At 63.9% G+C, this 12081-nt stretch carries 12 protein-coding genes; 6 read left to right on the top strand and 6 right to left on the bottom strand.

Features of this window, described 5'->3' with window-relative positions; all coding sequences use genetic code 11:
* Window positions 1-123: 123 nt before the first annotated feature.
* From AC07WC_RS00335 to aceE, 3 genes are all read right to left on the bottom strand, one after another.
* Entirely contained in the window at window positions 124-999 is an 876-nt protein-coding gene (locus AC07WC_RS00335) for an SIR2 family protein (RefSeq protein ID WP_495208288.1), read from the bottom strand.
* Window positions 996-1994: a ParA family protein gene (locus AC07WC_RS00330; protein WP_495208287.1), complete on the bottom strand. Its 999-nt coding sequence runs from the start codon at window positions 1992-1994 to the stop codon at window positions 996-998. The genes AC07WC_RS00335 and AC07WC_RS00330 overlap by 4 nt, the downstream gene beginning before the upstream one ends.
* 108 nt (window positions 1995-2102) lie before the next feature.
* Window positions 2103-4790: a pyruvate dehydrogenase (acetyl-transferring), homodimeric type gene (gene aceE, locus AC07WC_RS00325; protein WP_495208286.1), complete on the bottom strand. Its 2688-nt coding sequence runs from the start codon at window positions 4788-4790 to the stop codon at window positions 2103-2105.
* A 470-nt stretch (window positions 4791-5260) separates the two neighbouring features.
* On the opposite strand from aceE, the gene AC07WC_RS00320 reads away from it, so the two are divergent.
* The 3 genes from AC07WC_RS00320 (at window position 5261) to AC07WC_RS00310 (ending at window position 7144) form a co-directional block, all read left to right on the top strand.
* Window positions 5261-5764, top strand: coding sequence for a PadR family transcriptional regulator (locus AC07WC_RS00320; RefSeq protein WP_266085530.1), 504 nt, complete (start codon window positions 5261-5263; stop codon window positions 5762-5764).
* Between the two features lie 87 nt (window positions 5765-5851).
* Entirely contained in the window at window positions 5852-6649 is a 798-nt protein-coding gene (locus AC07WC_RS00315) for a siderophore-interacting protein (RefSeq protein WP_046272875.1), read from the top strand.
* A 57-nt stretch (window positions 6650-6706) separates the two neighbouring features.
* Window positions 6707-7144, top strand: a complete 438-nt coding sequence (locus tag AC07WC_RS00310) for a hypothetical protein (protein ID WP_495208285.1) — start codon at window positions 6707-6709, stop codon at window positions 7142-7144.
* A gap of 113 nt (window positions 7145-7257) precedes the next feature.
* On the opposite strand, the gene AC07WC_RS00305 is transcribed toward AC07WC_RS00310, so the two are convergent.
* Entirely contained in the window at window positions 7258-7959 is a 702-nt protein-coding gene (locus AC07WC_RS00305; protein ID WP_495208284.1) for a YceI family protein, read from the bottom strand.
* Between the two features lie 84 nt (window positions 7960-8043).
* Window positions 8044-8634: a malonic semialdehyde reductase gene (locus tag AC07WC_RS00300; RefSeq protein WP_495208283.1), complete on the bottom strand. Its 591-nt coding sequence runs from the start codon at window positions 8632-8634 to the stop codon at window positions 8044-8046.
* A 129-nt stretch (window positions 8635-8763) separates the two neighbouring features.
* Between AC07WC_RS00300 and AC07WC_RS00295 the strand changes: the two genes are divergently transcribed.
* From AC07WC_RS00295 to AC07WC_RS00285, 3 genes are read left to right on the top strand one after another with little or no spacing between them, the layout of a single operon-like run.
* Complete coding sequence (locus AC07WC_RS00295) at window positions 8764-9735, top strand: mitochondrial fission ELM1 family protein (protein WP_495208282.1); 972 nt, start codon at window positions 8764-8766, stop codon at window positions 9733-9735.
* Between the two features lie 56 nt (window positions 9736-9791).
* On the top strand, window positions 9792-10655 hold the full coding sequence (locus AC07WC_RS00290; RefSeq protein ID WP_495208281.1) for a DUF2145 domain-containing protein: 864 nt from the start codon (window positions 9792-9794) through the stop codon (window positions 10653-10655).
* A gap of 35 nt (window positions 10656-10690) precedes the next feature.
* Complete coding sequence (locus AC07WC_RS00285) at window positions 10691-11194, top strand: hypothetical protein (protein ID WP_495208280.1); 504 nt, start codon at window positions 10691-10693, stop codon at window positions 11192-11194.
* Window positions 11195-11261: 67 nt separating this feature from the next.
* On the opposite strand, the gene AC07WC_RS00280 is transcribed toward AC07WC_RS00285, so the two are convergent.
* The gene (locus tag AC07WC_RS00280) at window positions 11262-12026 is read right to left on the bottom strand and encodes a carbonic anhydrase family protein (RefSeq protein WP_495208279.1); all 765 of its coding nucleotides are present in this window, start codon (window positions 12024-12026) and stop codon (window positions 11262-11264) included.
* Window positions 12027-12081 lie beyond the last annotated feature (55 nt).

Below are 12081 nucleotides of genomic sequence, written 5' to 3'. Positions count from 1 at the left end.
TCATCTGATCCAATGGACTAGGCCCACTACGATCGGGCTGAGCAGCGTCAAAAAGAACATTTGACGCTTAAAGAAGGCCCAGGCCTGTCAGTAAGAATCTAGATACACCGATTGGCTTTGCGCTTACCAGTTAAGAGTAGCCGCCATCGACCTTCTTTCCATTTCAACTTGCTCGGCAAGATTCTTCATAGCCATAGTCAGGGCGACATGACCAGCCTTTGGATCATAAACAAGAGACTTTAGTGCCAAGTTGTCCCGATAGCTTTTCAATATCTCGTCATGTGGCGCGCCAGATACGCGCGGCATACATATGTAGTGAGGGCGAGTCCCCTTGTTAAAGAAGGCAACCTTCTCAAGAAGAAGCCGGACATCGGGATCATTTACACCACAACCTATGAATAAAAAAGTATGAGTAACTGCCAGAGCATCAAGCATAGAATAGAATGCGCGATACTCGTGTCTAGCGCTGGAGTACTCACTTCTGGTAAACACCATTTCCGCAGGAACATCTATCGTTCCGTGAGCTTTCACCACCACCGACATACCACCACGAATAAAGTCTGACACATCCGGGTCAGTATATGATTTCACACGAATATTATTGTGCGTCGTCGTCTGAGCATAAGTGTCATATATTTTGTCAAAGTTTTGCGTAAGCACGATCCTGGAATCCAACCCAAGTATGTGCTCGTGTATTTCGGCATGACGATAGCGCGGACGGACAAAGGCTGAGTCGAGCAACCCATTCCAGTCCTCATCTAGCCGCTTTTTAATAAGTTCACAAGCGGTTAGAAAATCACCAGAAGTAATTAGCGATTTGATGTGCTTGGTCGGCGCGGCGAGTCTGGATAGGCCATCCTTTAGAAACGCACTCCAGTCAGGAGGGCGCGTATTGCCGTCTTCTGACAAGGAGTTCATAGACACCCCCGCGCCCAAGAACAGCACGCATCTACGCCGCGCGATATCTTGAACTAACGAATCTGGCCAGGCAATGGTCATAGGCCACACCTTTTCGCGAGATTGGTCGCGACCTCGGCAATAACCTCCTCAAATTCAGCAACCTTAGCAAAGTGCGCACCCACGACGCCATCAGCCCCCTTCAGCTCAAATATTGGCTTATTGCTGGTCTGAGACAACGGGACGAGCGAATGAAAGTACGGGATGCTCCCAAGTTCGTAGGACTGGGCTTTAGATGAATCGATCCCCTCGTATTCCTTCAGAAGATGAGTCCCGATCACTTGTGGAAGTCTTTTTAGAATTCTCTCGTAGGCTTTCACGGCCTGTTTCTGGCCTTTAGAATCACGCCGGAAGGTGTACTGCTGAGTTACATAGCCACCAAATTTTAGCTTCCACCCTGTGAAGTTACCGCCAACCTCCTCATCTTCAATGTCGATATTACTCATACCGACTTCGAGTTTCCTTCTCCAATCCCGAAGCGCGGACGAGATGTTCTTGATGGCTTGAAGCGTAAAAATATCCAAGGATGCTGGCACGACGAAGTAATCACAGGCCAGTAGAACTGCGCGATTGATTGCGCCCAGGGACGGTCCCATGTCGAAGAAAACGACATCGAATTCTTCGCATCGACTTAGGAGCTCAGAGAACATTAGCGTCGTTCGCAGTCCTCTAACTTGACCTCCGGTCGATGCCAACCAATCTGAGGAAAGGAGATCCTCGAGAAGCGCCATCTTTGGATCCCCAACCACAATTCCAAATCCAAATTCTGGTGGATCGAAATAGTTGAGCTCGTCAGCGTAGCCCTTGCCCGCTTTTATGGGAGTGGCGAAACTCCAGAGGGTGTAGTCCTTACCTTTTGAATATATTCTCTCAACAGCATCGGGCTGGAGAACGCTTTGAGTAGCGTTGCACTGAGGATCCGCGTCAACCACGAGTACCTTGAGGCCCTTCTTTTTCGCTAGATAAGCCGCAAGATTGCAGAGCAGAGTGGTTTTACCCACCCCTCCTTTGTTATTGAAAACTGCAATGGCCTTCACGCATCACCCTTGACGAATAGATTGGTCGTGACGCCGATTTTGCACTACATTCGCTACAAAAAAGAAGGGCGACCTTTGGTCGCCCTCTTTAGTCAAATTATTGACTCATCAAACCCCGACAGGATTAGCCTTCTCAGGATCAATCTTGTACTGCTTGATCGCCCGGGCCACATCCTTACCCGTCATCTTCCCTTCCTTCGCCAGCGCCGCAATCGCGGCATGCGCGATGTAGTACCGGTCAACCTCGAAGAAGCGACGCAGGTTCGCACGGGTATCCGAACGACCAAAGCCATCCGTACCCAGCACCGTGTACGACATCGGCACGAACGAGCGGATCTGGTCCGCGTACGCACGCACGTAGTCGGTGGCGGCAATGGCCGGGCCCTGGCGGCCTTCCAGCAGCTCGGTCACGTAGGCCTTGCGCGGCTCGGCTTCCGGGTGGAAGCGGTTGTAGCGCTCCACGTCGAAGCCGTCGCGGCGCAGTTCGTTGAAGCTCGGGCAGCTCCAGATGTCGGCGGTCACGCCGAAGTCCTTGTCCAGCAGCTCGGCCGCGGCAATGGCTTCGCGCAGGATGGTGCCCGAACCCAGCAGCTGCACGCGCAGCTCGCCCTTCTTCGGCTTGCCGGCGTCGGTCAGCAGGTACATGCCCTTGACGATGCCGTCGGCCGCGCCTTCCGGCATTTCCGGATGGGTGTAGTTTTCGTTCATCAGAGTGATGTAGTAGTACTCATCAATCTGATCTTCCATCATGGCCTTGGTGCCGTGCTGCAGGATCACCGTCACTTCGAAGCCGAAGGTCGGGTCATAGCTGCGCACGTTCGGAATGCCACCGGCCACGATATGGCTGAAGCCATCTTCGTGCTGCAGGCCTTCACCATTCAGCGTGGTGCGGCCGGCAGTGCCGCCCAGCAGGAAGCCACGGGTGCGCATGTCGGCGGCCTGCCAGGCAAGGTCGCCCACGCGCTGGAAGCCGAACATGCTGTAGTAGATGTAGAACGGCAGCATCGGCACGTTGCTGACCGAGTAGCTGGTACCGGCGGCCATCCACGAGGCGATGGCGCCCGGCTCGCTGATGCCCTGCTGCAGCACCTGGCCGCTCTGGTCTTCGCGGTAGAACATGAGCTGGTCGGCATCGACCGGCTTGTACTTCTGGCCGAACGGCGCGTAGATGCCGATCTGGCGGAACAGGCCTTCCATGCCGAAGGTACGGGCTTCGTCGGCCACGATCGGCACGATGTGCGGGCCCAGTTCCTTGTCGCGCAGGGTGATGTTCAGGCTCTGCACGAAGGCCATGGTGGTGGAGTAGCTGCGCTCGCCGCTGCTCTTGAGCAGGCGCTCGTAGCTTTCCAGCTTCGGTGCGTTGAAGCTCTTTTCGGCCTTGCGACGGCGCTGCGGCAGGTAGCCCCCCAGGGCAGCACGGCGTTCCTGCAGGTACTTCACTTCCGGCGAATCCGGGCCCGGGTGGTAGAACGGCACCTGGCCATCGGCCAGCTGGGCGTCGGTCACCGGGATGTTGAAGCGATCGCGGAAGTGGCGGACGGCATCGTCGTCCAGCTTCTTGGTCTGGTGGGTCGGGTTCAGTGCTTCACCCGCGCTGCCCATGCCGTAGCCCTTGACCGTCTTGGCCAGGATCACGGTCGGCATTCCCTTGGTGTTCACGGCCTGATGGTAGGCGGCGTACACCTTGTGCGGATCGTGGCCACCGCGGTTGAGGCGCCAGATATCGTCGTCGCTCAGGCCCGCGACCATCGCAGCGGTTTCCGGGTACTTGCCGAAGAAATGCTCGCGGGTATACGCGCCACCGAAGGCCTTGCAATTCTGGTATTCGCCGTCGACGGTTTCCATCATCAGCTTGCGCAGGACGCCGTTGGTGTCCTTGGCCAGCAGGGCATCCCAGTAACCGCCCCACAGCAGCTTGATGACATTCCAGCCGCCGCCACGGAACACGCCTTCCAGTTCCTGGATGATCTTGCCGTTGCCACGCACCGGGCCGTCGAGGCGCTGCAGGTTGCAGTTGACCACGAAGATCAGGTTGTCCAGGCCTTCGCGGCCGGCCAGCGCGATCGCGCCGAGGGTTTCCGGCTCATCGCTCTCGCCGTCGCCGATGAAGCACCACACCTTGCGGTCGGACTTCTCGATCAGGCCACGGTTTTCCAGGTAACGCAGGAACTGCGCCTGGTAGATCGCGGCGAGCGGGCCCAGGCCCATCGACACGGTCGGGGTCTGCCAGTAATCGGGCATCAGCCACGGATGCGGGTAGCTGGAGAGGCCACCGCCGTCGACTTCCATGCGGAACTTGTCCAGCTGGGCTTCGTCGATGCGGCCTTCCAGGAAGGAGCGCGCATAGATGCCCGGGGCGCTGTGGCCCTGGATGAAGAGCAGGTCGCCCGGGTGGTCTTCGCTCGGGGCGCGCCAGAAGTGGTTGAAGCCCACGTCATACAGCGTGGCACCGGAGGCGAAGGAGGCGATGTGGCCGCCCAGGTCGCCCGGCTTGCGGTTGGCGCGCACCACGGTCGCCATCGCATTCCAGCGGATGATGGAACGAATGCGCCATTCCAGTTCGGCGTTGCCCGGGCTCTTGGCCTCCAGGGTCGGCGCGATGGTGTTCACGTACTCGGTGGTGGGAGAGAACGGCAGGTAAGCACCCGAACGACGGGTCAGTTCCACCATGCCTTCCAACAGCTGATGCGCGCGCTCGGGGCCCTCGACATCAATAACGGCCTTCAGCGACTCGATCCATTCCTGGGTTTCCACAGGATTCGGGTCGTTGTTCAGCACCTCGTTCAACCAGTTCATTTGCGCTCCCATGACCGCACGCACGCGCGCGACTGTTTTAGATTTCTAGCCGCAAAGTGTAGCGCACCAAGGGGTTTGCTTACTTCGCTACGGTTGCGTATGGAACCATCCCGGGGGTGTCCGGAAGGACAGCCGGCGACAGCGCGCGGGCGGCGCTGGAAGGTTCCACGCTGCATTTCAGCGTGCCCGGTGGCGATGACACCGACGCGTCAGCAGGACACCGATGGACAGCGCAGGCACTGCGGCGCGGGCGATTGGCGCGGATCGTGCGCGATGCGACGCCGTTTGAGCGCGCGTCGGCGTGGATCATCAGGCGTGCTGGAGGCGCAGCACCGAGCGCAGTGTTCCACCACGAGCACGCACCGTCACACGCCGGATTGACCTGAACGCATCCCTGCCATGCGCGCGCGGTTGCTGGCCGAACCGGAGTTTTCGATATATCGTTCCGCCACTGCATTCGATATATCGAAATGACCTCTCCGCGCGACCTCGACCGACCTGCCCGCCCGCTGACCGCCCGGCCGCTCAGCCGTGGCGACCTGCGCCTGCTGGTGCTGTCGCTGCTCGCTGACCAGCCGCGCCACGGCTACGAGCTGATCCAGCTGATCAGCGACATGTTCGTGCGGGTCTACACCCCCAGCGCCGGCTCGATCTACCCGGTGCTGGCGCAGTTCGAGGCCGCCGGCTGGGTCGGCGCGGTCGAGGACGGTGGGCGCAAGCGCTACGCCCTCAGCGCGCTGGGCCAGGCCGAGCTGGAGGCACAACGCGACGAGGTCGATGCAGCGGTGCACCGGGTACGCGACAGCGCGCGCACGATCACCAAGGCCAACCTGCCGCCGTCCGTGCGCGATGCGCTGCGCGAGCTCAAGCACGCGCTGGGCCTGTGCCACGGCCGCTGGCAGGACGACAACGCCGCTGCCGTGGCCGAGGCGCTGCGCGAGGCGGCCGCGCGGATCCGTGCGCAGGGCCGCTGACCCCCTTCTTCTTCAGACCCAGCCAGCCTCCGCCCGCCAGGTCCTTCTCTCTCAACGCCGCGCTGCGGCACTGATCCAGGTATTCCCATGGCTCTGCATGAAAACCGACTGCTCCGTCATACCGTGAAGTTCCGTCCGCTGCAGGTGCTGCGCACCGAAGAGATCAGCCCGTGCATGCGCCGGGTGATCGTCGGTGGCGAAGCGCTGGAAGGCTTCGATTCGCCCTCGCCGGATGACCACGTCAAGCTGTTCTTCCCCAACGCCGAGGGCCAGTTCGTGGTCCCGACGATGACCCCGGAAGGCCCGCGCTACCCGGAAGGCCAGACGCCCTCCCCCTCGCGCGATTACACCCCGCGCTGGTGGGATCTGGAGAGCAACGAGCTGGCGCTGGACTTCGTGATGCACGGCGACGGCCTGGCCTCGACCTGGGCCGCCAACGCGCAGCCGGGCGATGCGATCGCCGTGGGCGGCCCACGTGGCTCGCACATGACCGCCGATGACTTCGACACCTACGTGCTGATCGGCGATGAGACCGCGCTGCCGGCGATCGGCCGCTGGCTGGAGACGCTGCCGGAAGGTGCCAACGCCGATGTCTACATCGAGATCCCCGAATCCGGCGACCGCCAGGAGCTGCCGGAGGACGACCGCATCCGCATCTCGTGGCTGGAGCGCAACGGCTTCGACGCCGCCACCAGCACCCTGCTGGAAGACGTGCTGACCGATTTCGAGGAACCGGACGGCGACACCTTCTACTGGATCGCGGCCGAATCGCGCCGGGCCCGGATGATGCGCAAGTACATCGAGGGTCACCTGGGCGTGCCCAAGGACTGGATCCGCTCGACCGGCTACTGGAAGGCGCACGGCAGCGAGCACCACGACGACTGAGCCCGCGACGGGCACCGGCCGCGGATGCGACAATCGCGTTTTGTGCCGGTGCCTTTCATGCAAGCCCCTTCTCTTTCGGCACTGACCGATCTGATCGACCGCGCCGAGCGCGCCGATCCCGCGCTGGATGCCGCCCTGGCGGCGCTGGCGCCCTCCGTGGGCGGGAACATCGCCCCGCTGCGCACCACCCTGGTGCCGCTGGCCCGCGCGCAGGCGGCGCTGGTGCAGGCGAACATCGATATCGACCTGGTCGCCGACGAGCTGCGCCGTTACCAGAAGTACGCGATGCCGGGTAAGCCGAGCCTGCAGATCGTGCAGTTGCGCAAGCAGCAGGCCTCGGTGAAGCAGGCTGCGTTGCTGGCCCGCCAGGCGTTCGCGCAGGCGACCCATGCGTTCCTGCGCGAGAGCGGCGTGACCGCCCCAGCGCGCCGCACGCCGACCGATTTCACCACGCTGTGGCTGGGCAAGGTGATCGCGCAGGTGGCGGCGGGCTGATCATCCTCCTCGTGCAGCCGCACCAGGAACGGTAGTGCCGGCCGCTGGCCGCACCAAAAGAAAGCCCGCCAATTGGCGGGCTTTCTGCCTTCTCACGACGAGTGAGGAGAGACTCAGGCAGCCGGCTTTTCGCCAGTGGCCTCGGTGGTGATGCGGATGTTCACTTCATCGCTGACGTTCGGGGCGTACGCGCCGACGCCGAAATCGCTGCGCTTGATGGTGGTGGTGGCATCGAAGCCCGCCGCCGGCACCTTGGCCATCGGGTGCTCGCCGCCGCCGTTGACGGTCACATCCAGAGTCACCGGCTTGGTGATGTCCTTGATGGTCAGGTCGCCGGTCACGGTCAGCTTGTTGGTGCCGTTGGCTTCAACCTTGGTGCTCTTGAAGGTGGCGGCCGGGAACTTGGCGGCGTCGAAGAAATCGGCGCTCTTCAGGTGCTCGTCGAACTTGGCGGTGAAGCTGTTCAGGCCGCTCAGCGGCAGCTTCACTTCCACGGTGGACTTGGTCACGTCGGCGGCGTCATACACCAGGGTGCCTTCGGCGGCGCCGAAGTGCGCGGTCGGGTGCGAGAAGCCGAAGTGGCTCCACTGCACCAGCACGTCGGTGTGGGACGGGTCGAGCTTGTAGGTGCCCGAGGCGATCTGGATCGCTTCGGCCGCCGGGGCGGCAGCTGCAGCGTCCGCGGCCGGGGCGGCGGTTTCGGTGGCGGCCGGCGCGTCGGCAGCCGGTGCAGCGGCTTCGTCGGCCGGCTTGGAGCAGGCGGCGATGGCCAGGGTCAGGGCGAGCGGCAGCAGCAGTTTGCGGGTCACGGTCATGTCAGGTCTCTCTCGAATCGAAGGGAATAGGAAAAATCTCATGCAGCCCATCCGCACGGACGGGCCACGCTCCGGCGGTAACGCTTATGCGATGCGGGCGGCTTCGTCGAAGGACAGGCGAGGCAGCCGCGGGAACAGGCCCGAGGCGTCACCGTACCCCAGGTTGACGAGGAAATTCGACTTGATCGCGGTGCCCTTGAAGAAGGCTTCGTCGACCTTGGCGTTGTCGAAGCCGGACATCGGGCCGGCATCCAGACCCAGCGCGCGGGCGGCCAGGATCAGGTAGGCGCCCTGCAGACTGCCGTTGCGGAACGCGCCTTCGGTGCGGGCTTCACGCGGGCCGTCGAACCAGGCCTTGGCATCGGTGTGCGGGAACAGGAACGGCAGCTTCTCGTGGAAGTCTTCGTCGAAGGCGACGATCACCGTGACCGGGGCGGCCAGGGTCTTGTCGTGGTTGCCCTCCGACAGCGCCGGGGCGAGCTTGGCCTTGGCTTCGGGGGACGTCACGAACACGAAGCGCGCCGGGCTGCCGTTGGCGGCGGTCGGGCCCCACTTCAGCAGCTCGTACAGCGCCTTCAGCTGGCTGTCGTCGACCGGCTTATCAAGGAAGGCGTTCTGGGTGCGGGCGGTACGGAACAACTGATCGAGCGCAGCATCGTCAAGGACGTGGGACATGAAGCCTCCGGAAATAAGGGGAATCGTTCGCGCATCGGCTACCGTGGCAGGGCGACAGCGCGATCGGCGAAGGCTGGCAGTGTAGAGTGTCGCGACAGTTGCAACACCCAGCCTGACTGAAACGAATTAATGCCATACGTGAAACGATGGAGTCCGCCCTGGACGATCACTGACGGCCGTGCCGGCAATGTGCGGCAGGCGGTGGCCCTGGCCACGGCATTGAAGCTGGGGGCGCATCGTCCGCTGGTGCTCACCCCGCGTGCGCCGTGGCGCTGGCTGGCCCCGCGCTGGTTGCCGGGTGCCGCCAACGGCTACGGCGAGGCCTTCGCCGCACTGGCCGCAGAAGCGCCGGAGCTGGCCATCGGCTGCGGCCGCCAGGCCGCCGGTGCGCTGCGCGAACTGCGCCGCCGTGGCACCCGGGTCGTGCAGATCCTCGACCCGCGCCTGGGCCCACGCCATTGGGACCTGCTGGTAGTACCCGAGCACGACCGCCTGCGCGGCGGCAACGTACTCACCCTGCTGGGCAGCCTCAATCCGGTCAACGATGACTGGCTGGCCTGCGGTCGTGCCGCGTTCGCGGCGTTCAGCGCGTTGCCCGGCCCACGCACCGCGTTGCTGGTCGGCGGGCCGACGCCGCACGCGCCCTGGCATGAGCCGGACATGGTGCAGGTGTTCCAGCAACTCGCCGCGCAGCTGCGCGCCGAAGGGGGCAGCCTGCTGGCCACCACCTCCCGACGTACACCGCCGGCTTTGGTCGGTGCGCTGCGCAGTGCGTTTGCCGATGTGCCGAACGTGATCTGGGGCGACGGCGGAGATGGCGTCAATCCGTATGCCGGCCTGCTTGGCTGGGCCAATCGCGTCGTGGTCTCGCCGGACTCGGTGAACCTGCTCTCCGAAGCCTGCGCCACGCGCATGCCGGTGGCGGTGGCCCTGGCCGACCAGGCGCAGGGGCGACTCGCGCACTTCCAGAACGCGCTGCGCGAACGCGGCCGCCTGCAGGCACGCTGGCTGGACTGGCAGAAGGAGGGCCGTATCGAGCCGCTGCGCGAGACCACGCGGATTGCCGAGGACGTGCGTGCACGGTTGGGGATCCAGGCCTGAGCCCCGGTACGGCGTTATGATGCGGCCGCGGCCGGTGCCGCCGGAGACCGTGTGACATGGACGTACCCCGCGCTGCGCTGGTCAAGCGCCTGCTCCCCGCCCTGCTGTGTGCTGTATTGCTGGGCACCGCGCTGACCGCGCAGGCCGAGCCGCAGTGCGTGGAGCGGTACCCCACGCCACAATCGCTGGCGGCGATGTTCGATGTCGCGCTGACCGCGGGGGAAACCCTGGATGCGCTGGACGGCGTGGACGTGGTGATCATCGCGCGCGGTGGCCAGGACCTGAGCAGATACGGGCTGCGGCACAGCCATCTCGCCTTCCTGCTGCGCGACGACGACGGTCACTGGCGCGCGGTGCACCTGCTCAACCACTGCAAGTCGCCCCAGTCCGAGTTGTTCCGCGAGGGGCTGGGCACCTTCATCGGCGAAAGCGGCAGCCACACCGACCTGCGCATCGGCGTGCCGACCCCCGCGGTGCGCGATGCGTTGAAGAAGCTGCTGACGCCACCGGCCATCCAGGCACGCGCACTGCATGAGCCGCGCTACAGCGTGGTCGCCTACCCGTTCCGCGATGAGTACCAGAACTCCAATCAGTGGGTGCTGGAAGTGCTGGCCGCTGCCCTGGCGCAGAACGATGACGGCACCCTGCTGATCAAGCGCGCCCAGGCACAGGATTGGCTGAAGGCGCGCGACTATCGCCCCAGCACCCTGCATATCGGCGTGGCGAAGCGACTGGGTGCGCGCTTCTTCGTGCCCAATGCCGCCGTCACCGACCATCCCGCCAGCGAGCGCATCTCGGGCAACTACTCGGTGGTCACCGTCGAATCCGTGTTCAATTTCCTCGCGCAGCGCCACGCGCTGCAACAGGAGCTCGCCGTGGCACACGTGCCGGTGGAAGGCGCCGCGGCGCCGAAGCCATGAGCGCGTCATCCCCCTCCCCCTCCAGGACCTCCGTCATGACGAAATCCCTTCTCTGCGCGGGCCTGCTCGCGGTGTGTGCGCTCACCGTGCTCCCTGCGTCGGCCGGCAATCTCAACGGCAATCAGGCCTCGGGCGTGAGCGCGGTGATCAGCGTCTACACCGTCTCGTTCATTGCAGCCTCACCGGTGCTGTTGGTAGCCAAGGGTTCGCAGACCGTCCGCGAAGGTTCGACCCGCTCTCCGCGTGGCGACGGCAAGGCCGCGCCCCTGCCGCCGATGGCAGTGCAGCAGATCGATCGCCAGCCCGACGGGGGCTTCCACGTTGCCCTGCAGCGGCCTGATGCGCCCGAGGCGACCGCGCTGATCGACTGGCCGGCACGCGCCGACAACCCTGCCGCGACGCTCAAGGTGGGCGATATGCTGCACTTCGAACCGACCGAGGCCGGCGGTGGGTGGACCGTAACGGCCGCCGACGGCGCGACCCTGGCCTTCCTGCCGACCGTCGACGCCGCCGCCAGCAACCTGAGCGAACGCTGGTAAGCAAACCGGCCCGGGCTGGCGCTGCGACGGCCAAACCCTATCGCGTGGCAGCGCCGCGGGCGCCGGATCAGGCGTCCAGCAGTTCGATGCGTCCACCTTTCAAGTGGTACATCGCGCCCTGCAGGGCGATCGCGCCGGTCCGCTCGAGCCCGGCCAGGACACTGCTCTGCTGGCGGATGCTCTGCACGGTCATGCGCACATGCGTACGCGCTACGTCATCGACGAAGGCAGGATTCTTGTCGTCCCGGCGGCCCTCACTCACGGTGGCCTCGACGGCGGGCTTCATGCGGTCGACCAGACCGGTCAAGTTGCCCAGCTGCGCACCCGCGATCGCGCCCTTGATCGCGCCGCAATTGCTGTGGCCCATCACCAGGACCAGCTTGGAGCCCGCCACGGCACAGGCGAACTCCATGCTGCCCAACACATCGGGGTTGATCACGTTGCCGGCGAGCCGGGTGTTGAACACTTCGCCGATGCCGGTATCCATCAGGATCTCGGCCGGTGCACGCGAGTCGATGCAGCTGAGGATGATGGCGGCAGGGTGCTGGCTTTCGCCGGTGGCCGCCTTCTGTGCGAGGTAGTCGTGGCGAAGCGGCCGGTTGGTGCGGAAGCGCTCGTTGCCTTCCATCAACCGGTCCAACACCTGCTGGGGGCTGAGCCCATCGCGTTCGTCCTTGCCCAGCGCCACGGCAAAGGCGTCACCCGGCAGGGCCAGACCCAGTCCGGTCATCGCTACGCACGCGGTGGCGCCCGTAAGCCCGACCCCGCGCAGGAGGTTGCGGCGGGAAACATTGCAGTCGCGTTGGTCTTCAGTGCAGCCATGTGCGGGCATGAACGTGTACGCCGAGGAGAGGAGACCTCGAACCGTAATGGAAAGATCGCGCGAT

It is taken from the genome of Stenotrophomonas sp. GW821-FHT01H02A, assembly GCF_059422145.1.
The sequence above is the reverse complement of the archived record's forward strand: the minus strand, read 5'-3'. Positions and strand labels throughout refer to the sequence as shown.